At 68.8% G+C, this 25,158-nt stretch carries 24 protein-coding genes and 1 pseudogene; 4 read left to right on the top strand and 21 right to left on the bottom strand.

Going from position 1 to position 25,158, the window contains the following annotated elements:
* Positions 1 to 1,464, top strand: coding sequence for a nodulation protein NodH (locus AB6A66_RS08725; protein WP_371055572.1), 1,464 nt, complete (start codon positions 1 to 3; stop codon positions 1,462 to 1,464).
* Here AB6A66_RS08725 and AB6A66_RS08720 read toward each other — a convergent pair.
* The 6 genes from AB6A66_RS08720 to AB6A66_RS08695 all read right to left on the bottom strand — a co-directional run bounded on the left by AB6A66_RS08720 (position 1,433) and on the right by AB6A66_RS08695 (position 5,233).
* Complete coding sequence (locus AB6A66_RS08720; RefSeq protein WP_371038735.1) at positions 1,433 to 1,897, bottom strand: PTS sugar transporter subunit IIA; 465 nt, start codon at positions 1,895 to 1,897, stop codon at positions 1,433 to 1,435. The two genes, AB6A66_RS08725 and AB6A66_RS08720, sit on opposite strands and share 32 nt — an antisense overlap.
* A 49-nt stretch (positions 1,898 to 1,946) precedes the next feature.
* Positions 1,947 to 2,522, bottom strand: coding sequence for a ribosome hibernation-promoting factor, HPF/YfiA family (hpf, locus tag AB6A66_RS08715; RefSeq protein ID WP_371055571.1), 576 nt, complete (start codon positions 2,520 to 2,522; stop codon positions 1,947 to 1,949).
* A gap of 196 nt (positions 2,523 to 2,718) precedes the next feature.
* Positions 2,719 to 3,477, bottom strand: coding sequence for an LPS export ABC transporter ATP-binding protein (lptB, locus tag AB6A66_RS08710; RefSeq protein WP_371038736.1), 759 nt, complete (start codon positions 3,475 to 3,477; stop codon positions 2,719 to 2,721).
* Positions 3,477 to 3,956: a lipopolysaccharide transport periplasmic protein LptA gene (gene lptA, locus AB6A66_RS08705; protein ID WP_371055570.1), complete on the bottom strand. Its 480-nt coding sequence runs from the start codon at positions 3,954 to 3,956 to the stop codon at positions 3,477 to 3,479. The genes lptB and lptA overlap by 1 nt, the downstream gene beginning before the upstream one ends.
* A 17-nt stretch (positions 3,957 to 3,973) precedes the next feature.
* Positions 3,974 to 4,576 (bottom strand): hypothetical protein, encoded by a 603-nt coding sequence (locus tag AB6A66_RS08700; RefSeq protein ID WP_371055569.1) that lies wholly within the window; start codon positions 4,574 to 4,576, stop codon positions 3,974 to 3,976.
* Positions 4,577 to 4,621: 45 nt separating this feature from the next.
* Positions 4,622 to 5,233: a ribonuclease D gene (locus AB6A66_RS08695; RefSeq protein ID WP_371055568.1), complete on the bottom strand. Its 612-nt coding sequence runs from the start codon at positions 5,231 to 5,233 to the stop codon at positions 4,622 to 4,624.
* 670 nt (positions 5,234 to 5,903) lie between these two features.
* Between AB6A66_RS08695 and AB6A66_RS08690 the strand changes: the two are divergent.
* The 3 genes and pseudogenes from AB6A66_RS08690 to AB6A66_RS08680 all read left to right on the top strand — a co-directional run.
* Positions 5,904 to 6,323 (top strand): annotated as a pseudogene (locus tag AB6A66_RS08690) (sugar transferase); the annotation flags it as partial.
* Positions 6,324 to 6,333: 10 nt separating this feature from the next.
* Positions 6,334 to 6,708 (top strand): sugar transferase, encoded by a 375-nt coding sequence (locus AB6A66_RS08685; protein WP_371055567.1) that lies wholly within the window; start codon positions 6,334 to 6,336, stop codon positions 6,706 to 6,708.
* Between the two features lie 143 nt (positions 6,709 to 6,851).
* The gene (locus tag AB6A66_RS08680) at positions 6,852 to 7,793 is read left to right on the top strand and encodes an exopolysaccharide biosynthesis protein (protein ID WP_371055566.1); all 942 of its coding nucleotides are present in this window, start codon (positions 6,852 to 6,854) and stop codon (positions 7,791 to 7,793) included.
* A gap of 131 nt (positions 7,794 to 7,924) precedes the next feature.
* Here the strand turns inward: AB6A66_RS08680 and AB6A66_RS08675 are convergent, their stop codons facing one another.
* From AB6A66_RS08675 to bchF, 15 genes are all read right to left on the bottom strand, one after another.
* A complete protein-coding gene (locus tag AB6A66_RS08675) occupies positions 7,925 to 9,145 on the bottom strand; it encodes a Wzz/FepE/Etk N-terminal domain-containing protein (protein WP_371055565.1) in 1,221 nt (406 codons plus the stop codon).
* A 276-nt stretch (positions 9,146 to 9,421) separates the two neighbouring features.
* Positions 9,422 to 10,636, bottom strand: a complete 1,215-nt coding sequence (gene hemA, locus AB6A66_RS08670; protein WP_371055564.1) for a 5-aminolevulinate synthase — start codon at positions 10,634 to 10,636, stop codon at positions 9,422 to 9,424.
* A complete protein-coding gene (gene puhE / locus AB6A66_RS08665) occupies positions 10,626 to 11,441 on the bottom strand; it encodes a putative photosynthetic complex assembly protein PuhE (protein WP_371055563.1) in 816 nt (271 codons plus the stop codon). The genes hemA and puhE overlap by 11 nt, the downstream gene beginning before the upstream one ends.
* On the bottom strand, positions 11,441 to 12,577 hold the full coding sequence (gene acsF, locus AB6A66_RS08660; RefSeq protein ID WP_371038744.1) for a magnesium-protoporphyrin IX monomethyl ester (oxidative) cyclase: 1,137 nt from the start codon (positions 12,575 to 12,577) through the stop codon (positions 11,441 to 11,443). Before acsF ends, puhE begins: the two co-directional genes overlap by 1 nt.
* Entirely contained in the window at positions 12,574 to 12,870 is a 297-nt protein-coding gene (locus tag AB6A66_RS08655; RefSeq protein WP_371038745.1) for a hypothetical protein, read from the bottom strand. Before AB6A66_RS08655 ends, acsF begins: the two co-directional genes overlap by 4 nt.
* Before the next feature lie 19 nt (positions 12,871 to 12,889).
* Positions 12,890 to 13,357: a photosynthetic complex assembly protein PuhC gene (gene puhC / locus AB6A66_RS08650; protein ID WP_371055562.1), complete on the bottom strand. Its 468-nt coding sequence runs from the start codon at positions 13,355 to 13,357 to the stop codon at positions 12,890 to 12,892.
* Positions 13,358 to 13,387: 30 nt separating this feature from the next.
* Positions 13,388 to 14,044 carry a photosynthetic complex putative assembly protein PuhB gene (puhB, locus tag AB6A66_RS08645; RefSeq protein ID WP_371055561.1) on the bottom strand — a complete coding sequence of 219 codons (657 nt, stop codon included), beginning with the start codon at positions 14,042 to 14,044 and terminating at the stop codon, positions 13,388 to 13,390.
* Positions 14,045 to 14,063: 19 nt separating this feature from the next.
* Entirely contained in the window at positions 14,064 to 14,834 is a 771-nt protein-coding gene (gene puhA / locus AB6A66_RS08640) for a photosynthetic reaction center subunit H (RefSeq protein WP_371038748.1), read from the bottom strand.
* Positions 14,835 to 14,861: 27 nt separating this feature from the next.
* The gene (locus AB6A66_RS08635; RefSeq protein WP_371038749.1) at positions 14,862 to 16,307 is read right to left on the bottom strand and encodes a PucC family protein; all 1,446 of its coding nucleotides are present in this window, start codon (positions 16,305 to 16,307) and stop codon (positions 14,862 to 14,864) included.
* Positions 16,304 to 16,984, bottom strand: a complete 681-nt coding sequence (bchM, locus tag AB6A66_RS08630; RefSeq protein WP_371055560.1) for a magnesium protoporphyrin IX methyltransferase — start codon at positions 16,982 to 16,984, stop codon at positions 16,304 to 16,306. Before bchM ends, AB6A66_RS08635 begins: the two co-directional genes overlap by 4 nt.
* Positions 16,984 to 17,802 (bottom strand): ferredoxin:protochlorophyllide reductase (ATP-dependent) iron-sulfur ATP-binding protein, encoded by an 819-nt coding sequence (bchL, locus tag AB6A66_RS08625; protein ID WP_371055669.1) that lies wholly within the window; start codon positions 17,800 to 17,802, stop codon positions 16,984 to 16,986. The genes bchM and bchL overlap by 1 nt, the downstream gene beginning before the upstream one ends.
* 295 nt (positions 17,803 to 18,097) lie before the next feature.
* Positions 18,098 to 21,670, bottom strand: a complete 3,573-nt coding sequence (locus AB6A66_RS08620) for a magnesium chelatase subunit H (RefSeq protein ID WP_371055559.1) — start codon at positions 21,668 to 21,670, stop codon at positions 18,098 to 18,100.
* Positions 21,660 to 23,255 (bottom strand): ferredoxin:protochlorophyllide reductase (ATP-dependent) subunit B, encoded by a 1,596-nt coding sequence (bchB, locus tag AB6A66_RS08615; RefSeq protein ID WP_371038752.1) that lies wholly within the window; start codon positions 23,253 to 23,255, stop codon positions 21,660 to 21,662. The genes AB6A66_RS08620 and bchB overlap by 11 nt, the downstream gene beginning before the upstream one ends.
* Positions 23,252 to 24,538 (bottom strand): ferredoxin:protochlorophyllide reductase (ATP-dependent) subunit N, encoded by a 1,287-nt coding sequence (locus tag AB6A66_RS08610; RefSeq protein WP_371055558.1) that lies wholly within the window; start codon positions 24,536 to 24,538, stop codon positions 23,252 to 23,254. Before AB6A66_RS08610 ends, bchB begins: the two co-directional genes overlap by 4 nt.
* Positions 24,535 to 25,041: a 2-vinyl bacteriochlorophyllide hydratase gene (gene bchF, locus AB6A66_RS08605; protein ID WP_371038753.1), complete on the bottom strand. Its 507-nt coding sequence runs from the start codon at positions 25,039 to 25,041 to the stop codon at positions 24,535 to 24,537. The genes AB6A66_RS08610 and bchF overlap by 4 nt, the downstream gene beginning before the upstream one ends.
* Positions 25,042 to 25,158: the final 117 nt, after the last annotated feature.

Raw genomic sequence — 25,158 nt, 5'->3', positions numbered from 1 at the left:
ATGGCGCGGTTCGACCTCTTCGTCGTTTTCGCCGACATGCGCACCGGCTCGAACTTCCTCGAGGCGAACCTCAACGCGCTGCCCGGCATCCGCTGTCATGGCGAGGCGTTCAACCCGCACTTCATCGGTTACCCGAAGCGGGACCAAATCCTGGGCATCGACAGAACCGCGCGCGATGCGGATCCCGGCGCGCTACTCGCCGCGCTGCGCGCCGCGCCCGACACGCTGGACGGGTTCCGCTACTTCCACGACCATGACCCGCGCATCCTGGACGATCTTCTTGCCGATCCCCGCTGCGCGAAGATCGTGCTGAACCGCAATCCGCTCGAAAGCTATGTCTCGTGGAAGATCGCGCGGCAGACGGGGCAATGGAAACTGACCGACATGTCCCGCCGCAAGGCGGCGCGCGCCGCGTTCGACGGGGCGGAGTTCGAGCGGCACGTCTCGGGACTGCAGGACTTCCAGCTGCGGATCCTGCACGCGCTGCAGGTCACGGGCCAGTCCGCCTTCTGGCTCGACTACGAGGATCTGAAACGGCTCGACGTCGTGAACGGCCTTGCCGCCTGGCTCGGCTCCGAGGCGCGGCTGGAGGCGCTCGACGACACGCTGAAGCGGCAGAACCCGGCGCCGCTAGAGGCCAAGGTCGCCGATCCCGCCGCGCTGGAGAAAGAGCTTGCGCGGATCGACCGTTTCCACCTGTCGCGCACGCCGAACCTCGAACCCCGCCGGGGCCCCGCCGTGCCCTCCTTCGTCGCCGCGCCGGAAACGCCGCTTCTATACATGCCGCTTCGGGGCGGGCCCGAGGCAGAGGTCGCGCGGTGGCTCGCCGCGCTCGACGGCGCCCCGCCCGAAGCGCTGGAGGCGAATTTCACCCAGAAGGAGCTGCGCCAGTGGATGAGGGCGCATCCGGGGCACCGGCGTTTCACCGTGCTGCGCCACCCGCTGGCCCGCGCGCACGCGGTCTTCTGCGCGCGCATCCTGTCCACCGGGGAAGGGGCGTTCCGGCGCATCCGCCGGCACCTGCTGCGCCAGCGCGGCCTGCCCCTGCCCGAGGCGCTGCCGGATCCGCGCTACGACGCCGCCGCGCACCGCGCGGCGTTCGAGGGCTTTCTGGATTTCGTGAAGGACAACCTGGCCGGGCTCACGAACCTGCGCACGGATCCGCACTGGACGAGCCAGGCGCAACTTCTGCACGACATGTCGGCCTTCGCGCTGCCGGACCTTGTCGTCCGGGAGGAGGAGATGGCCGCGTGGCTGCCCGCGCTCGCCGCGGCGGCGGGGCGCGAGGTCGCGTCGGCGCCGGACGGCGCGCCGGGCGACACGCCCTTCACGCTCCGCGACATCCACGATACCGGTCTGGATGCGAAGGCGCGACAGGTCTACGCCCGGGATTTCCGGCAGTTCGGTTTCGCGGACTGGCGGCCTGCCGCCGTCACGCGGCCTGTTCGCGCTGGGCCTCGGTAAGGATCGCGTGAAGCTTCGCCGGGTCGGGGTTGGCGCGCAGCTTGGCGCAGACGGAGCTCTGCCGCAGCGTGCGCGACACCCGCGCCAGGGCCTTCAGATGCTCCACCCCGGCATCCTCCGGCGCGAAGAGGCCGAGCGCGAGGTCGACCGGTTGACGGTCGACCGCGTCGAAATCCACCGGGCGCTCGAGCAGGATGAAGACGCCGGCCATGGTTTCGATCCCGGGCAGACGGCAATGCGGCAGCGCCACGCCTCCGCCCACGCCGGTCGGGCCAAGCGTCTCGCGCTCCTGCAGGGCGGCGACGGCGCTCTCGCCATCGATGCCGTAGACCGCTTCCGCGAGGTCGGCGAGTTCATGAATGAGCCGCTTCTTCGAGGTGGCCGACGTCACGACGCGCACGGCCTGGGGCTTGATCAGTTCCAGAAGGTCCATCTCTTGCCTGCTCTCGGGGACGGGCGGGAGACGTGCCGGGCCGACCCCCTCAGCCGGGGTCCTGCGGTTCGATCCAGCCGATGTTTCCGTCGTCACGCCTGTAGACGACGTTTACCCCGTTCCTTTTTTCGTTTCGGAACACCAGCACGGGTGCGCCGGCCAGTTCCATCTGCATTACGGCCTCGCCGACGCTCAGCAAGGGGATCTTGGTCTGCATCTCCGCGACGATCACGGGCTGAAGGCTTTCGGAATCCGATTCGTCGCTCTCTTCTTTCGATGCGAGGATATACGAGGAGGCTCCGATCAGTTCAACAGGTTCGGCGCGGGCGCGGTGATGGTCCTTCAACCTGCGCTTGTAGCGGCGCAGCTGCTTTTCCATCTTCGCACAGCAGGCGTCGAAGGCGGCATATATCTCTGTCGCGGCGGCCTTGGCGTTGGCGGTCAGCCCGGTCGAGAGATGCACCGCGGCCTCGCAGACGAATTCGTGCGCGTCGCGGGAAAAGATGATCTGGGCATCGGTGGGACGCTCGGCATACTTGCCGATCGCCGCGCCCAGTTCCTGCTTCACATGTTCCTGAAGCGCCTCGCCGATGTCGATCTGCTTGCCACTGATCTGATATCGCATCCCGTCTCCTTTCGTGCCGTCCGGGCCGGTCGCGCCGGTTGGGTCGCGCTGGCCGGGGACGCTAGATGCCGTCCGCGGGAACGCCCGCTCAGGCCGCCGCGGTACATGCCGCGACGCAGGGCGGGTCGTGTCGCAGAACCGTCACGTTCGTATTTGAGAGGAGACCACGGCGCCCTGTCAATCGCTAGCGCGCGGGTCACGAGATCCGGAAGTTCTCTCCGAGATAGACCCGGCGCACGTTTTCGTTGCGCACAACCTCCGCGGGCGAGCCGGACATCAGCATCGTGCCGTCGTGCAGGATGTAGGCGCGATCCACGATCTCCAGAGTCTCGCGGACATTGTGATCGGTGATGAGCACGCCGATTCCCCGCGTCCGGAGATCCGCGACGAGGTGGCGGATGTCGTTGACCGAGATCGGATCCACCCCCGCGAAAGGCTCGTCCAGAAGCAGGTATTTCGGGTTGGCGGCCAGGCAGCGCGCGATCTCGACCCGCCGCCTCTCGCCGCCCGAAAGCGCCAGCGCGGGCGCGCGGCGCAGATGCTCGATGGAGAATTCCGACAGCAGCTCTTCCAGGCGCTCGCGCCGGCGGTGCCGGTCACGCTCGGAGATGTCGAGGATCGCCGCGATGTTGTCCTCGACGCTGAGCCCGCGGAAGATCGACATCTCCTGCGGCAGGTAGCCGATCCCGAGCCGCGCGCGGCGATACATCGGCAGGGACGTGACGTCGACGCCATCCACGAGGACCTGCCCGCCCTCGGGATAGATCAGCCCGGCGACGGCGTAGAAACAGGTCGTCTTGCCGGAGCCGTTCGGCCCGAGCAAGCCGACCACCTCTCCGCGGTGCAGCTCCATGTTCACGTCGCGGATGACGACACGCTTGCGATAGCTCTTGCGCAGGTGGCGGACACGAAGGCCCGAGTCTCCCTCCGTGACGGCGAACTGCGGGCCCTCCATCACTCCGCCTCCGGCTGGATGAGGGTCCGCACCCGGCCCGACATCTCGGCGGTTCCGCCATCGAGGTCGACCGACATCCGTTCCGCGCTGATCGCGTTGCTGCCCTGCGTCAGAAGCACCTTGCCCGTCATCACGATGGTCCCGGCGTCGGGGTCGTAGTCGGCGCGCTCGGCCTCGGCGGCGTCCGTGCCGCTCACGAGCGTCACGCCGCCCGTGGCCTCCATCCGCGCGATGCGGTCGCCGTCCTGATCGTAGGTGATCAGCACGCGCGGCGCGGCGAGGCGGAAGTCGCCCTGCGCGATGACCACGTTGCCGGTGAAGAGCGCGGTGCCCTCCTGCTCGGTGACGGATAGCGCGTCGGCGGTCACTTCGACCGGGGCGTCGGTGTCCTGTGCCGCATCGCCGAACGCGACCGACTGGCCGAAGGCCGGCGCACCCGCCAACCAGATCGCCACCGCGATGATGTGGATTTTCCGCACGGAAGCCAGCCCGCTCCTTACCCCTGAGGTTCGTATACCAGCTTTACCCGGCCGGTGAAAAGCAATCGGGCCTGCCCCGGAATTTCGGCGGCCTGCACCTGCAGCCGGTCGGCGCGGATCGTGCCCGCGGGCGCCCGTCCCTCGACCGCTCCTCCGGTATCCGCGGCATACCGGTCCAGCGTCACCACCATGCGCGCGGTGGTGAGCGCGTAGCCCGCGGAGCTTTCCATCTCCACCCCGCCGCCGAAGACGAGCGCGCCATTCTCCTCGGTCCATTCGGCGCGGCCGGCCTCGAGCCGGAGCCATCCGCCGCCGGAGGTCTGCAACTCCGCCGCCACGGTCGTGGCGGTGACCGGCCCGTCCACCCCGCCCGGCCGCACCTCTGCCGCGCGCACGCTCAGCGCCGCGCCCTCGGCCGTCCTGCCGGTATAGACGGGTTGCCTGACCACCTCCTCGGCGGTGCCGGAGCGCAAACCATCCTGCCCGAAAGGCGCCTGGCCGGGCTGCGTCGGGGGTCGCGCCAGCATGAAGAGCGTGGAAAGCAGCGCCAGCGCGGCGAGCGGCAACAGGATCTTGAGCCACGCGACGAGTCGCGAATGGGCCCGGTCGCCCAGCGCCATCTCAGCGCGCCGCGGCGCCGCGGCCCCGGAGATCCCGGCCCCGGGTCAATGCGCGAACACGTCCTCGTCGGGCCAGCCCTCGAGGTCGAGGCGGGCGCGCGTCGGCAGGAAATCGAAGCATGCCTGCGCGAGCTCTGCCCGCCCCTCGCGCTGCAGCATCGCGTCGAGCGCCTCGCGCAGCCGGTGAAGGTGCAGCACGTCCGAGGCGGCATAGTCGAGCTGCGCGTCGGACAGCGCCTCCGCGCCCCAGTCGCTCGATTGCTGCTGCTTGGAAATGTCGATGCCGAGCGTTTCCTGCAGCAGCGCCTTCAGCCCGTGCCGGTCGGTGTAGGTGCGCGCCAGCTTGCTGGCGATCTTGGTGCAGTAGACCGGCGCGGTCAGCACGCCGAAGCTGTGCAGAAGCAGCGCGATGTCGAACCGGCCGAAGTGAAAGAGCTTCAGGGTGCCCGCGTCCGCGAGCAGCCGTTCGAGGTTGGGCGCCCCGCTCTGGCCGCGGGCGATCTGGACGAGATGCGCCGCGCCGTCGCCTGCGGAAAGCTGCACGACGCAAAGCCGGTCGCGGTGCGGCTTGAGGCCCATGGCCTCGCAATCGATTGCCACCACCGGGCCGAGATCCAGCCCGTCCGGAAGATCGCCCTTGTAAAGGTGGTTCGCCACGCGCCGCTCCGTCATCCGTGTTCCGACGAAGGGGATAGGCCTTCGCCCGCGCTCTTGCAACTCCACGCGGCCGGGCCGATTCGCCGCCGGCGCCGGTTGTTGGGGGATTTTCGCCCGCGCGCAGGCGCCGCGCCCCGCGAAATTGCAACCTATGGGCGAAATTCGTCACAAACCCCGATCGCGCCCCTGCGCCGGGAACAGGTGGCAGGCATGCCGCCGCCGAAAGCGCCCATCACGCCGCAGGACGCGCCGCGGCACGAGGCGTCCTGCCCTTTCCCGCAAACACGGGCGAAATCCCGCGTCGAAACCGGGCCAAGGCGCGGGGTCGCAGTTGGATTGTTTCCCCCGAACGCACGCCACAGCTTCTGCAAGACTTCTGTTTCCCAGGCGAGCCAAGGCGCCGGCAACGCCTCTTCTCGCGTCCGGTCGGGTTGGCGGAAATCTCCGCCGCGCGCACCGGTTGCAAACCGCCGCGACGCCCTTGACCGGACGAGAGGAGAGCCGCATTCTATTCAAACGAAAGAAAAAATGGCTGTATTCTCACCCGCGCGGGACACGCCCCCCGAATTGGGGTCGTCGCGCCGGGCCAAGGGGCCAAAGGGCGAAACCAGTGTTCCATGTGGATCGACGGTGCGTTTTTCCAGTGGCGGGATTTCCGCGCTGAAGCACGATGGCCGGTAGCGGTAAAGGGTATGACGTCGCCATGTTGATGGTCCGGCTTGAAAAGACTGCACCGCCCGAGCAGCACGCCCGGGAAAGGGTGTTCGAGACGTCGCTTCTCGATCGATCGGACCGCGGCCTCTATCGCCATGGCGGCAAGCGCGTGCTCGACGTGCTCGGCGTGCTTCTGATGGCGCTTCCGGCCCTGATGCTTCTGCTTCCGCTCATGATCCTGCTGTCGCTCGACGGGCATTCGCCGCTTTACCGGCAACCCCGCATCGGGCGAAACGGGCGCATTTTCAGCATGTGGAAGTTGCGCAGCATGGTGCCCGACGCCGACCGGATGCTCGAGGCGCATCTGGCCGCCGATCCCGAGGCGCGGGCGGAATGGGAATGGTCGCAGAAGCTGAGGGACGACCCACGCGTCACGCGCCTGGGTCATGTCATCCGGAAATCCTCGCTCGACGAGCTGCCGCAACTCCGGAACGTNCCCACGCGTCACGCGCCTGGGTCATGTCATCCGGAAATCCTCGCTCGACGAGCTGCCGCAACTCTGGAACGTGCTCGTGGGCGACATGTCGCTGGTCGGCCCGCGCCCGATGATGGCGCATCAGCGCGACCTTTATCCGGGTCTTGCCTATTACGCGATGCGCCCCGGGATTACCGGCTACTGGCAGATCACGGTGCGCAACGACTCGGGCTTCGCCGAGCGGGCGCTGCACGACACCCAGTATTTCCGCGACCTGTCGTTCGGAACCGATCTGCGGGTTCTGCTTCGGACCGTGCGCGTGGTTCTGCGCGGAACCGGGCGGTGAAACGGCCGGGCCCGGCTGCGCGCCCCCGGTCCGCACGCCCTTGGCAGCACTGATGGGCCGATGACGTCAGGCAGGGACATGGTGAAGCTCGATCCGATCTTGAAGACGGTGCCGGGCCGTGCGGGCATGACAGGAGGCTGCCGATGAGCCGGCCCGGTTTCGATGCGCTCTCGAAAGAGTCGAGTCGCGGCGTGCCCCGGCGCGGGATGCGGCGTGGCGAGGCGGCGCCCCGACCCACCGCCCCGGGCCCCGGCGCATCGCGGCCGCAGGCCGCGGCAGGACCGCCCCCGCAGCGGCCCGAGCCGGTGCAACAACGGGCCGCGCCCCGCATCCCTGCGGTCCTTCCGCCGAACGCGGTCGACGATGCCTGGGGCAACCTGCCCTGCGTGCCCCTGAACACGCCTAACCTAGAGCGTCATCGGATCATCGCCGCGACGCGCGAGGACCCGGCGCACGGCACCTTCGACGTGCTGCGCTCGCGGCTCTTGAGCACCCTGAAGGAAAATGGCTGGAGCCGGGTGGCGATCACCTCCCCCACCCGGGAATGCGGCAAGAGTTTCCTCGCCGCCAACCTGGCGATCAGCCTGTCGCGGGCGGAACGGGTGCGCACCGTCCTGATGGACCTTGATCTGCGCGACCCGGGACTGGCGAAGCTGCTCGGCGTCGCGGATCCCGGCATCCTGCGGCGCTTCCTGTCCGGCCGGGCGACGGTGAAAGACCACTTCCGGCGTTTCGGGGAAAACGATCTCGGCGTCGGTCGGACCCTCGCCCTTGCCCTGAACGAGCATGTCGAGAGCGATCCCGCCGAACTTCTCTTCGCGCCGGGCACGGACGCGGCGCTCGCGGCGATGCAGGAGGCGTTGCGCCCCGATGTGGTGCTCTTCGATCTGCCGCCGGCGCTTTGTCACGACGATCTGCTCGCGTTCCAGCGCCATTTCGATGGCGTGCTGCTGGTCGCGGGCGGCGGCGTCACGCGTGCCGAGGAGATCGAGGAGGTCTCGCGCCGGCTGGCGCACGACAAGCCGCTTCTGGGTGTCGTTCTGAACAGGGCCGAGGGCGCGACGCTTTCGCGGCACTGCGACTGAAGACCCAGGCACCGGCGGGCGCCCGGTCTGAGCCAGGGCGGCCATGGCAGGATCCACGCAAGGGGCGGAACGGCGGGAGGATACTGCGCCGCGATCCGCGCGATCGCCGGCATCCCCGGGCTTGGCACGATCTAAGCGGCCACGACGGTCAGCCTGCGCCGTCCTCCGCCCGAGGGGCCGCGGATGGTCGGAACAGAGACGATCGGCCGGACCCCCAGCCGGCGCTCCAGCTCGGCCGGAGAGCGGATGGTCGGATCCAGAAGTTCGAGAAAGAGGGCCAGCAGCACCGCGGCGGCAAGACTGGCCGCGGTGCCCACCACGGCAATGTTGCGACGGCTCGCCAGATCGGGCGACGCGGGCGGCATTGCCGTTTCGAGGATCTCGAAGGTCGCGGCCGCCTGCCGGTCGGCAAGCCCCTGCCGCAACTCGGCGTCGGCAAGGTGGCGCGTGACCGCCTCGAAGCGTTCCTCCAGCTGAAGCAGCGCCCGCGACAGCGCACCGAATTGCCGCTCGACCTCGGGGGCCGCGGCAAGGCTTTCCTCGATCCGCTCGATCCGTTCCGCGATCCGCGCCTGACGGGTCTCGAGGCGCTCGATCCGGTCCTCGGTCGCCTCGATGTCCGCGCGGCCGGGGGTGGCCTGAAGGGCGATGATCTGGCCTTCGATCTCCAGCCCGGTCTCGCGCAGCGCGCTCAGATGGGCGCGCAAGACGGGCAAGTTGTCGGGCAGCGCGTCGGTATTCCGGCGCTTGAACTCCGCGATGCGGCCCTCGAGCGCGTCGATCTCCCGGACCAGGCGCCGCTCCTCGTCCTCGAGGAAGGCGCGCGTCATGCGTGTGCGCTCGACAAGGCCCTCGTTGCTCTGCGCGAGAACCAGCCCCATGAGATCGTTCGCCACGATCGCGGCCATTTCGGGATCCTCGAGGCCTACCCGGAGGATCAGGCCGGACGGCGGGCTGCCCCCCTGCATCCACCCGAGCCGGTCACTCGGAAGATCTTCCAGACTTATCGCGCGGCGCAGGCGCGCGATCCTGTCCAGCCTGTCGAGGTCGGGAAGATCCTCGTAAAGCCTGTATCGCTCGACGAGCGAGGCGATGGTATCGCGAGCCAGCATGCGGCGCTCTATGAGCGCGATCTGCCGGGCCACGCGGTATTCGTCGCCGATCATGGGCCCGGAAAGCCCGTCCGCCATGGCGCTGCGGATCTGCACCGTTGCCGAGGCCTCGTAAACGCGCGGTTGCTGCAGCGCGTACCAGAGGGAGGCCGTGCAGCCGAGCGCCGCCACGATGATCATCGCCCAGGCGCGGCGGCGCATCATCGCAACGAACTCGTCCAGCGACTGAAGACCGCGCATAAAGCCCACCCTTGCAGGCGAAGCGAAGAGCCTCGCACCTCTTCCCGGGGCGCCGCGCCGCCATGCATCCCCACATCAGTCGTTTATCGCGTTGACCGCGAGGTCGCCACGGAATCGCCATATGATTGCCGGAAACAAAACGTTTCCGGTCAGCGTCCGGAGCTGTTTCGACTGGAAGACGGGGCTTGCGACTTCGGGGGGAGCAGCGCGCGCGGCCGCCCCGGCGCTTCGCGGGGCGCGCCGGGCGCTGTCATGCCGGGTGGGAGCGGAGGCGGCTCAGGCCACCGCGTGGGCGAGCGCGCACTGCTTCCAAAGCGCGGTGAGCGCCTTGAGCAGGTGGTCGATGTCCGCCTCCGTATGCCAGGGCGAGGGCGTGAAGCGCAGCCGCTCGGTACCCTTGGGCACGGTCGGATAGTTGATCGGCTGAACGTAGATCCCGTAATCCTGCATCAGGATGTCGGCGATCTGCCGGCACTTCACCGGGTCCTTGATCATCACCGGGATGATGTGGCTCGGGTTCGGCAGATGCGGAATGCCCGCGCGGTCGAGCCCGGCCCGAAGCCGCGCGACGTTGCGCCGCTGGACCTGCCGCTCCACGTCCGAGGTCTTGAGGTAGGCGATCGAGGCCTGCGCGGCCGCCGCCACCGCCGGCGGCAGCGCCGTGGTGAAGATGAAACCGCTGGCGAAACTGCGCACGAAGTCGCACAGCGCCTCGGACCCGGTGATGTAGCCCCCCATGACGCCGAACGCCTTGCCGAGCGTGCCCTCGATCAGGGTGATGCGGTCGGAAAGGCCGCGTTCTTCCGAGACGCCGCCGCCGCGCGGCCCGTAAAGCCCCACGGCATGCACCTCGTCGAGGTAGGTCATCGCGCCGTGCGTCTCGGCGACCTCGACGATCTCTTCCATCGGGCAGATGTCGCCGTCCATCGAGTAGACGGACTCGAAGGCCACGATCTTCGGCGCGTTGGCGGGCAGCGCCGCGAGCTTGCGGTCGAGGTCCTCGGGGTCGTTGTGTTTCCAGATCACCTTTTTCGCGCGCGAGTGGCGGATGCCCTCGATCATGCTGGCGTGGTTCAACTCGTCCGACAGGATCACCGCGTCCGGCAGGCGCGCGCCTAGGGTGGAGAGCGCCGCCCAGTTGGAGACGTAGCCCGAGGTGAAGAGCAGCGAGGCCTCCTTGCCGTGCAGGTCGGCGAGCTCGCGCTCGAGCGCGACGTGGTGATGGTTCGTGCCCGAGATGTTGCGCGTGCCGCCCGCGCCCGCGCCGCAGCTTTCGATCACCGCCTTCATGCGATCGGTGACGACCGGATGCTGACCCATGCCGAGATAGTCGTTGGAGCACCACACCGTGACCTCGTCCGGGGCGTCGGCGTCATGGCACCGGGCACGCGGGAAGCCGCCGCACTGGCGCTCGAGTTCGGCGAAGCGGCGATAGTTGCCTTCTTCCTTCAGGGCCTCGATCTGGGTCTCGAACAGCGTGTCAAAGTCCATGAGCGTCCTCCGGTCCGTAAGTCTTTGTTGTCTTGGGGCGCTCGGGAAGCATCCAGCGCCAGAGTTTCGCGTCCTGCCACGGGATCACCATCAGCCAGTGTTCCAGCAGCGCCAGCACGGTGATCGCGAAGAGAAGGGCGAAGCCGACCACCTGCGAGGGCGTGTCGGCCGCGATCAGCCGCTCGGCCCAGCAGGCGCTCGCCGCGGTGAGCAGCGAGACCGAGAGCGGGAAGAGCCGGTTGATCCGCCCGGTGCGGAAATGGCTAGGCAGATGCGCGAGCGCTTCGGGGATGAACTCCACATTGATCTTGGGAACGCCGTAGAAAAGGTTGAGCTTGGCCGAGATGCGCGCGCAGAAGAGTACCGCGAAGGTCCAGAGGCCGAACAGGTTCTCCGCCCCCCAGCCCCAGAGCGCCAGCGCGATCAGCATGCCCGCCAGCAGCATCTCGTGATAGGCGATGGTGCCCCAGGCACGGATGAAACGCTCGCCTTCCGGGACGCCGGGCGGACAGGGCCGCGACATGGGGCCCGTGATCTGCCCGGTGAGGAAGGCAAGCTCGATCCAGCCCCAGATCGCCAGCGCCGCGAGGAACGCACCATAGACCGCGGCGGGCCCCGTGCCGCCGAGCGTCGCGTGATAGCCCCAGATCCCCGCCGCCAGAAGCGGCAGGGACAGAAGCGTGGCCGCGGAATTGGCGCGCGGCCCGCGCCGGTCGGCAAGGCGCACCACGGCCAGGATCGCCCCGGTGGAGAACCACCAGGTGAAAAGCGCGAAGAGCGCCGCGATCCAGCCCGAGTCCGGCATCAGTAGGCAGGCTCCAGACGGGTGCTTTCGGGCACCTGATGCCTTTTCGCCGGGATCGTGTAGAGCGCGGCGAATGTCAGCGCCGCGCGCGCGCTGCCGGCCAGTTGCTTCACCTTGCCGGCAAGGCCGCCCTGCTTCTTGGCGTCCGCGATGGCGACATTGGCCCGGTGCAGACGCTCGAGGTTGCGCTGCCAGCGCGGGTTCTCGATGTCGAGCGTGATCGGGAAGATCTGCTCGGACAGCGCGCTGGTCTTGGTGAAGACCTCGTGCGCGTACCAGTCCGGATCGACGCCGAGCGCCTTGTGGAAGGCGGGGCGCTGGTGATCGCGGACATACATCGTGGCGAAGACGGCGGTGAGGAAGAACTTGATCCACCACACGTTGACGCCGCGCGTGAGTTTCGGGTCGGTCTTCATCAGCAGCGCGAAGGCCTCTCCGTGGCGGAACTCGTCGCCACACCATTCCTCGAACCACTTGAAGATGGGGTGGAAGCGATGCTCCGGGTTCGCCTGAAGATGGCGGAAGATCGTGATGTAGCGCGCGTAGCCGATCTTCTCGCTGAGGTAGGTGGCGTAATAGATGAACTTGGGCCGGAAGAAGGTGTATTTCTTCTTCTGCGTCAGGAACCCGAGATTCACCGCCACGCCCGCCTCGCGCAGGGCGTCGTTGATGAAGCCCGCATGCCGCGCCTCGTCGCGCGCCATGAGCTGGAAGAGCTGGGTGATGTCGTGGTTCTTCCCGCGGCGCTTCATCTCCTTGTAGAGCACGCAGCCCGAGAATTCCGCCGTGCAGGAGGAAATCAGGAAGTCGATGAATTCCTTCTTCAGCGCCGGATCCATGCCGTCCCAGTCGACGTGGTCCCAGTCCTCGTTCTTCTTGAAGTGACCCTTGTTCGGATCGGCCTCCATTTCCGCGATCAGCGCGTCCCAGTCCTCGCGGACGGGCGTGACGTCGATCGCGTCCAGCTCGTCGAAATCGGTGGTGTAGAAGCGCGGCGTCAGCAGGGTGTTCTGCATCGCCACGTCGGTGGCCGCCTTGCTGTCGAACTTCGCCTGCTCCTCCTGGATGGCGAGGCCCTCTTCGGCCGTCGTCGCGTCGGCGGAATGGGCGGGCATGTTCTTCGTGAACGCGTTCATAGCTCGACCTCCTCCGAGAAAGAGAACTCGCAGAGTTCCATCACTTCCAGATCGCCCGTGAGGCGCGTCCAGAGGCGCTCCAGCCGGCTCGCGCGGACGATGATCGCTTCGCGGTCCTCGATCACGATCTCTCCGAAGGGGGCCATGATCTCGGGCCCCTCCACCTTCACCTCGTCGCCGGGATAGACCACGGCTCCGTTGTTGAACCGCACATGCGCGTGCAGGCTTTCGAACTTGTGGCTCACCTCGACCGTGCAAGGCGCCCTTTCCGTTTCTCTCGTCAGTAGTCCCATTGATCCGGTTCCCTTTCGATCACTCGGCCAGAAGCTTGGCGAAGGCCCTGGCATTGTCCCGACCGAACCCCATCAGGTCGGCGCGCCATCCCGTGGAGGGGTCGGAGACGGTGAAGCGCCCGTTCTCGTGGCGCATCAGTTCCACGGGCCCGTCGAGGGCCACGCGGTGCTTGGTGCGTTCGCGCTGAAGCACGCGCCACACACCGGAGACGAAGCCGCCCTCCTCGGGGGAGAGATCGGCGATCAGCGTGCCGTCCTCGGCGCGCACGGTGGCCGCGCCGGACATGTCGCCGCCGAGATAGAGCACCCGGGAATGGGTGACCGCGCTCTCGGGCGGTGTGGAGGTCGTGGGGCGGCCGGTCCAGACCGCGGCCGACACGATCACCAGGACCAGGAGCACGAGACCGAACATCGCGCGCACCATCATCAGCGGAACGATCTGTTCCTGCGGCGTGTAGGTGCGCGGCGGTCGGGCGGTATCAGACATCTTCGGGTCTCCCCCTTGCTTGCGACAGGGTCATTCGGCGGCCACGGCGGCGGGGCCGGGCCTCTGGCCGGCGGGCGCTCGGGCGATCCGCGGCTGTTCGATCCGCGCCTCGGCGGCCTCGGCGAGCAACCGCGCGACGTGCGCGGCATCCGGGATGCAGCGCAGCGCCGGCTCGGGATGGCGCAGGCGCCACGGCCGGGCATGCGGCCAGAGCACGAGGTAGCTGAACTTGGTCTCGCCCAGAAGGTCGAGCGCGATGGTGCCCGTGCCCCGGCGGCGGAGGTCCAGATGCGCGTTCGCGATCTGCGTGTAAGGCAGGTTGAGCGTGACGGTCAGCGCCGCGCCCACCCGCATCGCGACGCGGCGGTTCGTGATGGTGTAGACCGTCGCGCGCGCCTGAACCCACGCGATGAGCGCGAGCAGGGCGCAGACGACGAGGCCCATGACGAGGAACGGCGTCGAGATCGCCAGCGCCTGGGAGAAGGGCATCAGGTCCATCGCGGCGACCAGTCTCCATGCCGCGAGGAAGACGAAATAGCCCATCACCCATTTGAGGTTCAGAGATTCCAGGGCGAGCGCCCACCAGTCCGGGCGGCCCTGCCAGAGGATGTGCTCGCCCTCGGGCGGCGCTTCCGGCAGGCCCTCCACGGGCTCGAAGGCGAAGTCGTCGTGATGATCGTGCGGCATGGGTGTCGCGTCCTTCCGGTCAGAGCTGCGGCTCGAGGCGTTCCTCGTCCGCGTAGAGCACACCGCCCGCGTAGTAGGCGGAGATCTTGTCCTCCTCGAGCTTGGTGACCTGCCGCGGCGAGGCGTGCTTCGGTACGTCGGCGAACTGCTTGGCGTAGATCGTGCGCACCACGACGCGGTCGCGCTTGATGACCGACAGGGTCATCGGCACGAGGCGCTTGCCCTCGCCCCACTCGGCGTCGAGTTCGAATTCGAGGTAGCGCACGAGCTGCTCGGGCTCGTCGATCCACATGTCCGTGACGGTTCCCACCACCGTCCCGTCGCCCGACATCACCGGCAGGCCTTGCGGGTCGCGGCCCGCAGCGACGTGGAAATGCTCGGTCGCCGACATCGGGATGATCTTGGGGTGTCCCTTGCCGTCGAGCTCGGGCACGTCGCCGCGGTGGCACCACGAGGCAGGGCCCACGCCGTCCACCATCGGATCGCCCGTGGGAACGAAGGGATAGCCCCGGACCGGGTGGGTCTGTTCGAGCGCCAGGTTCTCGCGCTCGGGGATCTGGCCGGAGGGATAGGAGACCTCACCACGGCCATGCGGCAGCTTGAAGGTCTTGTCCTCGGGCAGCGGGAACAGGCTCGGCGTGGGGGCCGGGTTGCCCTGCTCGTCCTCGAGCGGATAGCCCTCGCGCATGTTCTCGCGCTGCAGATAGACGACAAGCCCGGCGAAGAAGATGTAGAAGAGCCAGAGCGACAGGCTCGCCAGGTCGAACTCTCCAAAGAATGTCTCAGTCATGGGTCGTTCCTTTCAGGAAGCGCAGGGTCATGTCGGCATCTCGGCGAGGCCCATCCGGGTGGGCGCCGCCTGCCGGCCGACGGGTTTCACGACGGTCTTCACGAGCGGGCCGATGGCCGCGAGCGTGACGAAGAGAAGACCGATCTCGAGGTGGTAGACGACGGAATAGCCGGTCGCCGGGTCGGCGAGCGCCTCGCCCAGGCGGCCCGACAGGGCGGCGTGGTTCACGACATCGCGCAGCCCCCCGCCGAGGGCGATGGACAGCCCCGCCGCCGTGGCCTGCGCCGCGCCCCAGGCGCCGAGCGCGAGGCCGCGCCCCGCGGCGCCGTCGACGGGCATCGTCATCGCGGCGGTCAGCGTCGCCACCGCGAACATGCCGCCGCCGAAACCGATCAGCGCGGCGCCCGAGAAGAAGAGCGCGGCGGATCCGAGCGGCGCGGCGAAGATCACGACGGAGAAGGCCGCGATCCCGACCAGCACGCCGAGCGCCGCCATGCGGTAGGGGTTGGAGCCACGGGCGAGCATCCGCGCCGCGAGCGCGAAGGACAGCAGCGCGCCGCCCGCCCAGGTCGCGGTCAGAAGCGTCGTGGCCGAGACCGACAAGCCGAGGATCTCGCCCCCGTAAGGCTCCAGAAGCACGTCCTGCATGTTGAAGGCCATGGTGCCGAGGAACACCACGGCGAGAAGCCGGCCAGCGGTGCCGCCCCGGGCGAGATCGGCCCAGGCGTCGCGGAAGCGGGGCTTGGGCGCCTCGCGCTCGGCGCGGCTCATCGGGCGCACCTTCTCCTGCTTCCAGAGCGCGACGACATTGAGCAGGAGCCCGGCCAGGGCCACGCCCTGCACGACCCGGACCAGCGTGAAGGACCCGAAATCGCGCAGGAGCCAGCCGATCACGATCGCCGAGACCCCCATGCCGAGCAGGTACATCACGTAAAGAAGCGCCACCACGCGGGGCCGCGTCTCGTCGGTGGCCCGGTCCGCCGCCAGCGCCAGCCCCGCGGTCTGGGTCATGTGCATCCCGAGCCCGGCCATCAGGAAGGCGAGCGCCGCGAGCACCTCGCCCGCCCAGCCCGGGCCCACCGCCTGCTGCCCGCCCAGAACGAGGATGGCGAAGGGCATCACCGCGAGGCCGCCCATCTGCCAGAGCGATCCGAACCACAGATAGGGCACACGCTTCCAGCCGAGCGCGCTGCGATGGTTGTCCGAGCGGAAGCCCAGAAGCGCCCGGAAGGGCGCGATCAGCACCGGCAGCGCGATCATCGAGGCCACCACCAGCGCGGGCACCGAAAGCTCGACGATCATCACGCGGTTCAGCGTGCCCAGCAGCATGACCATCGCCATGCCCACCGAGACCTGGAAGAGCGACAGGCGCAGAAGCTCGCGCATCGGCAGCCCCTCGCTGGCCGCGTCCGCGAAGGGCAGGATCTGCGTCGTCAGCCGCGCGAGCGGGGATATCCGGCGCGGCGCGCTCATGTCGAGACCTCGAGCGCCTCGGAAATGTAGAAGCCGCGGGCCACGCGGCCCAGAATGCGCAGCCGGCCGGGCGTGCCCGCGCCGCGCAGCGCGCCGGCGATCCGGGCGGGCGCGTGCGGCACCATGGTGGGCGAGCGGTCGGACCGCGGGAAAAGCTGGCCCGCCCGCCACATCGTCATCAGAAGCGCGGTGCGCGGCGCGACGGTGAAGACGACCTTCCCGTCCGCCCGCCGTGCCAGCCCGTCGAGGGCCCGCGCGATGTCGTCGAGGCGGTAGTAGATCAGGCTGTCCATCGCCATGGCATGATCGAACCGGCCCAGCGCCGCGTCCAGCATGTCGCCGGAAAGGAAGGTCACGCGCCGCGCGAGCGCGGGATCGAGCCGCGCCTGCGCGATCCGCACGAGCGAGGGCGAGATGTCCACCGCGACCACCTCGGCCCCGCGGCGGGCAAGCTCGGCGGTCATCTGCCCGGCCCCGCAACCGGCGTCGAGCACCCGCGCGCCCGCAAGATCCGCCGGCAGCGCGGAGAGCATCAGCGCGCGCATCTCGTCACGCCCACGGCGCACCGTCTCGCGGATCCGCGAGACCGGCGCATCCGAGGTCAGCCGCTCCCAGGTCCGGGTCGCGGTCTTGTCGAAATAGGTCTCGACGCGGGAAAGGGTGCTCTCGTAGCTCATCAATCGAAGCCCAGCAGCTCGAAGATGTCGCGGTCCTCCATCGGCGCGGGCGCGAACGGCTCGGTGCCGTTCCAGAGCGTCTCCGCCAGGCGCACGTATTCCTTGCGCGCCAGGACGATGTCCTCCTCGTCGGGCATCTCGAAGAGCGTCTTCTTCTTGAGCCGCGAGCGCCGGATCGCGTCGAAGTCCGGCATGTGCGCGATGCGCTTGAAACCGACTTCCTCGCAGTAGCGGTCGACCTCGTTGGTGTCGCGCGACCGGTTCGCCACGCACCCCGCGAGCCGCACCTTGTAGTTGTTCGACTTCGCCTGCACCGCCGCGATGATGCGGTTCATCGCGTAGATCGAGTCGAAGTCGTTCGCGGTCACGATCACCGCCCGGTCGGCGTGCTGGAGCGGCGCGGCGAAGCCGCCGCAGACCACGTCGCCCAGCACGTCGAAGATCACCACGTCGGTGTCCTCGAGCATGTGGTGCTGCTTCAGCAGCTTCACCGTCTGCCCCACGACGTAACCGCCGCAGCCGGTGCCGGCGGGCGGACCGCCCGCCTCGACGCATTGCACCCCGTTGAACCCCTCGGTCATGAAGTCCTCCGGACGCAGCTCCTCGGCGTGGAAATCGACCTCCTTGAGGATGTCGATCACCGTGGGCTGCAGGTGCCCGGTCAGCGTGAAGGTCGAATCGTGCTTGGGGTCGCAGCCGATCTGCAGCACCCGCTTGCCCAGGGTGGAAAACGCCACGCTGAGGTTCGAGGACGTGGTCGACTTGCCGATCCCGCCCTTGCCGTAGACGGAAAAGACCTTCGCCCCCTCGATCTTCATCGCCGGGTCCTGGTGCACCTGCAGCGATCCCTCGCCGTCCTCGCCCTTCCTGATCGTCGGCGGCGCGCCGAGACCGCGTTTCTTCAGCCCCTCCTGCTCGCGGGCGTTGGCTCTCGCGGCCGGGGGCAGCTTGCTGTCGAGCGGGCTCATGGGCGTCTCCTTTTCTCGTCCGTGACGGCGCGTCCCTGTCCCGCGCCGCGCCGATGCTTCTTCTTGGCGGAAATACTCCGGGGATGAGGCCGAAGGCCGAGGGGGCAGCGCCCCCTGGCAACCGTGCCGTATGCGCAGGCCCCGCTCATTCCGCCGCGATCCCTTCCATCCGGTCCTCCAGCGCGTCGGCCGCGTCCTGCAGCGCCGCGAGCGTCGCCGCGTCGGGCTGCCAGTAGGCGCGGTCCGAGGCCTCGAGCAGCCGGTTCGCCATCCGGCTCGACGCCTGCGGGTTCAGATCCGCCAGCCGCTGCCGCATCTCCGCATCCAGCACGAACGTCTCCGAGATCCGCTGGTAGACCCAGGGCTCCACGGCCCCGGTCGTGGCCGACCAGCCCAGCGTGTTGGTCACCTGCGCCTCGATCTGGCGCACGCCCTCGGCGCCGTGGCTCAGGAGCGCCTCGTAGAATTTCGGGTTGAGCGAGCGCGAGCGCGTCTCGAGCGACACCTGGTCGGCCAGCGTGCGGACCTTGCCGGTCCCGCGCGTGGTGTCGGAAATGTAGACCTTGGCCTCCTGCCCGCCGCGCGCGCGCTTCACCGCCCGGCTGATGCCGCCCAGCGTGTCGAAGTAATGATCGACCGTGGTCACCCCCAGCTCGACGGATTCGAGGTTCTGGTAGGCAAGCTCCACGTCCCTCAGCGCCTCCCCCAGAAGCTCGCCCTGCGGCGCGGCCTTGCCGTCGCGGCCATAGGCGAAGCTCTTGCGGGCCTGGTAGGCGTCAGCCAGCTCGTCCTCGTCGCCGAAGGCGGAGCTGTCCACGAGCTGGTTCACGTTCGAGCCGTAGGCGCCCTCGGCGTTGGAGAAGACGCGCAGGCTGGCGGTCTCCATGTCGCAGCCGATCTTCTCGGCATAGGCCAGCGCATTGGCGCGCACGAAGTTCATCTCGGCGGGTTCGTCGGCGGTGGCGGCCTTCCAGGCGGCCTCCGCCAGCATCCGGGTCTGCAGGGGCAGCAGGTCGCGGAAGATGCCCGAAAGCGTCATGATCACGTCGATGCGCGGGCGGCCCAGCTCTTCCAGCGGGATGAGATCGGCGCCCGCGAGCCGCCCGAAACTGTCGAAGCGGGGCCGCGCCCCGAGAAGCGCCAGCGCCTGGGCGAGCGGCCCGCCGTCGGACTTGATGTTGTCGGACCCCCACAGCACGACCGCGATGCTCCGGGGCACCTCCTCGTGGGTCGCAAGCAGGACCTCGGCCTGCCTGGCCCCCTCCCGGCAGGCGAATTCGGTCGGCATCCGGAAGGGATCGAAGGCGTGGATGTTCCGCCCCGTCGGCAGCACGTCGGTGGAGCGGATCAGGTCGCCGCCGGGCACCGGCGCGGTGTAGCGCGCCTCGAGCGCGTTGAGGATCGCGGGAATCTCGTGGTCGCCGCCGATAAGCTCGGCCACCCGCGCCCGGGTCTCCTCGTCCAGGTCCTCGATGAGCGCGAGGTAGTCGGCCTTCTGCGCCTCGGTCATCGGCCGGCCGAGCACATGCAATCCCTCGGGAATGAGCGCGTCCTCGGTCTCCAGCAGCTTCAGCCACAGCGCCTCGGCCGGCTGGCCGCCCATGTCCACCGCCTCCGCCTGCTCGCCGATCAGCGTCTCGAGTTCGGCGCGCGAGGGGTCGTCCCCGGCCATCGCGCGCCAGCGCGTGAGCGAGTCCTTGAGTTCGGACAGCCCCTTGTAGAGGCCCGACGCGGCCAGCGCCGGGGTCAGGTGCGTGATCGTCACCGCGCCGGACCGGCGCTTGGCGAGGCTCGCCTCCGACGGGTTGTTCGAGGCGTAGAGGTAGATGTTCGGCATCTCGCCGATCAGGCGGTCGGGCCAGTCCATCGCGCCCATTCCCGCCTGCTTGCCCGGCATGAACTCCAGCGCGCCGTGCATCCCGAAATGCAGGATGGCGTCGGCCTCGTAGGTGTTGCGCAACCAGAGGTAGAAGGTGACGAAGGCGTGCGTCGGCGCAAAGCCCTTCTCGAAGAGCAGGCGCATCGGATCGCCCTCGTAGCCGAAGGCGGGCTGGATACCCACGAAGACGTTGCCGAACTGGTGGCCCAGCACGAAGACGCCGCGCCCGTCCGACTGGATCTTGCCCGGCGCCGGGCCCCACACGGCCTCGATCGCCTTCAGCGGCGGGGTGTTGCGGACGATCTCGTCGGCGCTGACATAGGCCGCGACATTCGCCTCCTGCCCGTATTGCCGGGCGTTGCCCTCCAGCACCGCCGCGCGCAGCGCCTCGACGCTTTCGGGCGGATCGAGGTCGTAGCCGGCCGCGGCCATGCGGTGCAGCGTGTTGTAGAGGCTCTCCCATACGGCGAGGTAGGCGGCGGTGCCCACGGCGCCGGCGTTCGGCGGGAAGCCGAAGAGCACGACGCCCACCTTCTTCTCGGCGTTCTGCTTACGACGCAGGCGGATCTGGCGCTCCACCCGCTCGGCGAGGCTATCGATCCGCTCGTGGCAGGGCGCCATGTCGCGGCTCTCCTGCTCGACGTGGCAGGCGTAGCGGCAGCCCTGGCAGGGCTCGGTCCCGTGCCGGCCCGCGAAGACGCAGGGGTTCGTCGCGCCGTCCAGTTCGGGCAGCGCGATCAGCATGGTCGTCTCGATCGGGCCGAGGCCCTGCGCGGAGGAGGCCCATTGCGCCAGCGTCTGGAATTCCAGCGGATGCGCGGCGAGATAGGGCACGTCGAGCGCCTTCAGAACGCCCACCGCCGCCTCGCTGTCGTTGTAGGCGGGCCCGCCCACGAGGCTGAAGCCCGTGAGCGAAAGCAGCGTGTCGATCGTGGCGCCGGCCTCGTCGCGGAAGAACTTCTCGATCGCGGGCCGCCCGTCGAGCCCCCCCGCGAAGGCCGGCAGAACGCGCAGCCCCTTCGCTTCCAGCGCCCGGATCACCGCGTCGTAATGCGCGGTGTCGCCCGAAAGGACGTAGCTGCGCATCATCAGAAGACCGACGGTGCCGCGCGCGCCCTGCGGCGCGGGCATCTCTGCGGGATCCTCGGTGATGCGGCCGGGAAGATCGGGGTGATAAAGCCCCGTGTCGGGATACTCCACCGGGGCCGGGGCCTCGCCGCCGCGCCACGCCTCGTGGCGGCAGTAGCGCGAGATCAGGAAGCGCATCAGCGACTCGATGTTGTCGTCCGACCCGCCGAGCCAGTACTGCATCACCAGGAACCAGGCGCGCAGGTCCTGCGCCTTGCCCGGGATGAAGCGCAGGATCTTCGGCAGGCGCCGCAGCATCCGCATCTTGCTCTCGCCCGAATCCGACGAGGGTTTGGACGAACCGCGCAGCCGCTTGATCAGCTTGCGCACGCCGCTGTCGGGCGCGGCCATGTCGAGTGTGCCCATCCGCGTCAGCTTGACGATCTGCGCGTCGGCGATCACGCCCGCCATCGCGTCGCAGTGATCCCGCCGGGCCTGAAGATGCGGCAGGATCGGCTTCACGTGCTCCTCGAGGAACAGCAGGTTGGCGATCACGATGTCCGCGCTTTCGACCGCCTCGACCGCGCGCTCGAAAGCGCCGGGCGTCTCGCCCCACTCGGCCGCCGCGTGGAGGGACACCGACAGCCCCGGAAACTCGTGCGACAGCCGCTCGGCGACCCGGTCGCAGGCGCTCGCCGCGTGGGAATCGAGCGTGATGATCGTCACGCGGTAGCCGGGCATCCGGCCCTTGATCATCCCGTCATCGCGCATAGTGAGCCTTCGCCTCGTAGAGGGTGTCGACGTCGATCTCGGCCACCCCGCGCTCGCGCGCGAAGGCCTCGGTGTTGCGCTTGGCCTTGCCGCGCACGAAGAAGGGGATCTTCTTGAGCTCCTTTTCCGCCGCGGGCCGCCAGACGATCTCGATGCCGCCCGACGTCGCACCCGGCCCTTCTTCTTGGACAGAAATACTCCGGGGGGCGTCCGGCGCAGCCGGACGGGGGGCAGCGCCCCCCTCTTGCACCGTCGCCGCCGGGCGCCGTGCCGGGGAATGCGCCGCGTGATGCGACGGCCCCGCCTCGTCGTGGAACTCGAAATCCTCGCGGAACATGTGCAGCAGGTGCTCCTCGAGGCCCATGACCAGCGGGTGCACCCACGTGTCGAAGATCACGTTCGCGCCCTCGAAGCCCATCTGGGGCGAATAGCGGGCGGGGAAGTCCTGAACATGCACGGGCGCCGAGATCACGGCGCAGGGAATGCCGAGGCGCTTGCCGATATGGCGCTCCATCTGCGTGCCGAGGATCATCTCGGGCGCGGCGGCCTCGATGGCGGCCTCGACCTCGAGATAGTCGTCGGTGACCGTGGCCTCGACGCCGTACTCCTTGGCCACGCGGCGGATGTTGCGGGCCTGCTCGCGGTTGTAGCAGCCCAGGCCCACCACCTCGAAGCCCATCTCGTCCCGCGCGATGCGCGCCGCCGCGGCGACATGGGTGCCGTCGCCGAAAAGGAAGACGCGCTTGCCGGTAAGGTAGGTCGAATCGACGCTCGCCGAATACCACGGCAGGCGCAGGCGGTTTTCGTCGGCGCGGACGGGCAGGCCGGTGATGTCGCTCACCTCCTGCAGGAAATCGCGTGTCGCGCCCACGCCGATCGGCACCGTCTTCGTGAAGGGCAGGCCGAGTTCGCGCTCCATCCAGCGCGCGGCGCTTTCGGCGGTCTCGGGATACATCAGCACGTTGAAATGCGCCGCGCCCAGCCGCGTGAGGTCCTCGGGCGTGGCGCCCATGGGGCCGACGACGTTCACGCCGATGCCCATTTCCTCCAGATGCCGCGTCACCTCGACGATGTCGTCGCGGTGGCGGAAGCCGAGCGCCGTGGGCCCGATCAGGTTGGCGGTGATCTCTTCGGTCTTCTCCACCGGGCGCGCGAGCGCCTTCACCAGCTGGAAGAAGGTCTCGTCACAGCCGAAGTTTTCCTTGCGCTGGTAGCTTGGCAACTCCAGCGGCACGATCGGCACCGGCATGCCCATCGTCTCGGCCATGCCGCCGGGGTCGTCCTGGATGAGCTCGGCGGTGCAGGAGGCGCCGACGATCATCGCCTGCGGCCGGAAACGGTCGTAGGCGTCCTGGCAGGCGGTCTTGAAGAGGTCCGCGGTGTCGCTGCCCAGGTCGCGCGCCTGGAAGGTGGTGTAGGTGACCGGCGGGCGGTGATCGCGCCGCTCGATCATGGTGAACAGCAGATCGGCATAGGTGTCGCCCTGCGGCGCGTGCAGCACGTAGTGCAGCCGGCTCATGCCCGTCGCGACGCGCATCGCGCCGACATGGGGCGGGCCTTCGTAGGTCCAGACCGAGAGCTTCATTCCACGGCCTCCAGCTTCAGCAGGTCGTGCCGGCGGATCGGGCGCGAGAAGAGCCCGGCCAGATCGCCCGCCTGTTCGTAGAAATGCACCGGCGTGAAGACGAGCTCGATCGCCCACTTCGTCGTGAGCCCTTCCGCCTCCAGCGGATTGGCGAGGCCCAGGCCGCAGACCGTGAGGTCGGGGCGCGCGGCGCGCACGCGGTCGAGCTGCAGGTCCACATCCTGCCCCTCCGAGAGCACCGGACCCTCGGCGAGCAGGTCGAGGTCGGCCCCGACCACCTGCTTGTTGATGTAGGGCGCGCCCACCTCTACCGCGTCCATCCCGCATTCGCGCGTCAGGAAGCGCGCGAGCGGGATCTCGAGCTGGCTGTCGGGGAAGAAGAAGACGGAGCGCCCGTTCAGGACCTCGGCCGCCTGGGCGACGGCCTTGCGCGCGCGGGCGCGCGGCGCGGCCGTGACCTCCTCGAAGCGCTCATCCGACACGCCGAACTCGGCCGCGACGGCGCGCAGCCACGCGGTCGTGCCCTCTTCGCCGAAGGGGAAGGGCGCGGGCAGGTGTCGCGCGCCGCGGCGTTCGAGGCATTGCAGCGTTTCGCCCAGGAAGGGTTGCGTCAGCGCGACGACGGTGTTCGGCCCGACCGCCACCTGGTCGCTCGCCCGCGCGGCGGGCAGCACGGTGACCGGCCCGACGCCGAGCTTGTCCAGCAGGTCGCGCGCCTGGTCCTCGACCACGTCGGGCAGCGCCCCCACCAGCATGAGCTGGCGCGCATCGGTTTCAGGCAGCACGGGCACCATCGAGGCGAGGCAAGCGTCCTCTCCTTCCGTGAAGGTCGTCTCGATCCCCGAGCCGGAGTAGTTCAGCACCCGCACCCGCGGGGCATGGCGCTGCGTGAGCCGTTCGGCCGCGCGCGCGAGGTCGAGCTTGATGACCTCCGACGGGCAGGAGCCCACGAGGAAAAGCTGGCGGATGTCGGGCCGGCGCGACAGCAGGCGCTCCACCTCGCGCTCGAGTTCCGCGTGCGCGTCCGCGAGACCCGCGAGATCCTGCTCCTCGAGGATCGCGGTACCGAAACGCGGCTCTGCGAAGATCATCACGCCCGCGGCGGACTGCAGAAGATGCGCGCAGGTGCGCGAGCCGACCACGAGGAAGAAGGCGTCCTGCATCTTGCGGTGCAGCCAGATGATTCCCGTCAGACCGCAGAACACCTCGCGCTGGCCGCGCTCCTTGAGAATCGGCGCGGTCCGGCATCCGGCGGCGGGCGGCGGGGCGAAATTACGGGTCATGCGGCCTCCCGCGCTGCAGCGGCATCGGCGGCCTGCGCTCCGAGGCGCGCCATGCGAAGTTTCCAGAGGAACTGGCCGGCGTTGACGACGTAGGCAGCGTAGGCCGCCAGCGCGATCGCCATCTCCGCGTTCGCGGAAAAGCCGCCCGACCAGACCATGTAGAGATAGGCGGTGTGCAAGGCGATCACCGCGAAGGAAAACACGTCTTCCCAGAAGAAGGCGGGCGCGAAAAGATACTGGCCGAAAACGACTTTTTCCCAGATCGCGCCGGTCACCATGATCGTGTAGAGCACGCCGGTCTTGATCACGACGGACCACGTCGCAGCCGCGTAACCTTCGCCGGTCAGAAGGAAGCGCAGGACGAGGGCGAGCGACACGAGAAACACCAGGAACTGCAGCGGCGCGAGCACGCCCTGGACCGGCGTCCAGATGGTGGAATCGCGGCGGGCGCGCTGCTCCGGGGTGTAAAGCAGGGGCGCGCCGGAGCTTGGCTGTGTCTGCATGTGCGGCGCCATCGGTCCTCCGCGGTTTCCAGTGTGCTTGGATGGATGCTACGGGGCCGGGCGCGAAAGTGTCAATAATAATTTACACCTTGGCGACCCCCAGACTGTCAGTTTTAT

This window comes from Rhodosalinus sp. K401 (genome assembly GCF_041365735.1).
In the GTDB taxonomy this organism is placed as follows: Bacteria; Pseudomonadota; Alphaproteobacteria; order Rhodobacterales; family Rhodobacteraceae; genus Rhodosalinus.
Note: the sequence above shows the minus strand (reverse complement) of the source record. Positions and strands in the feature narration are given on the sequence as shown.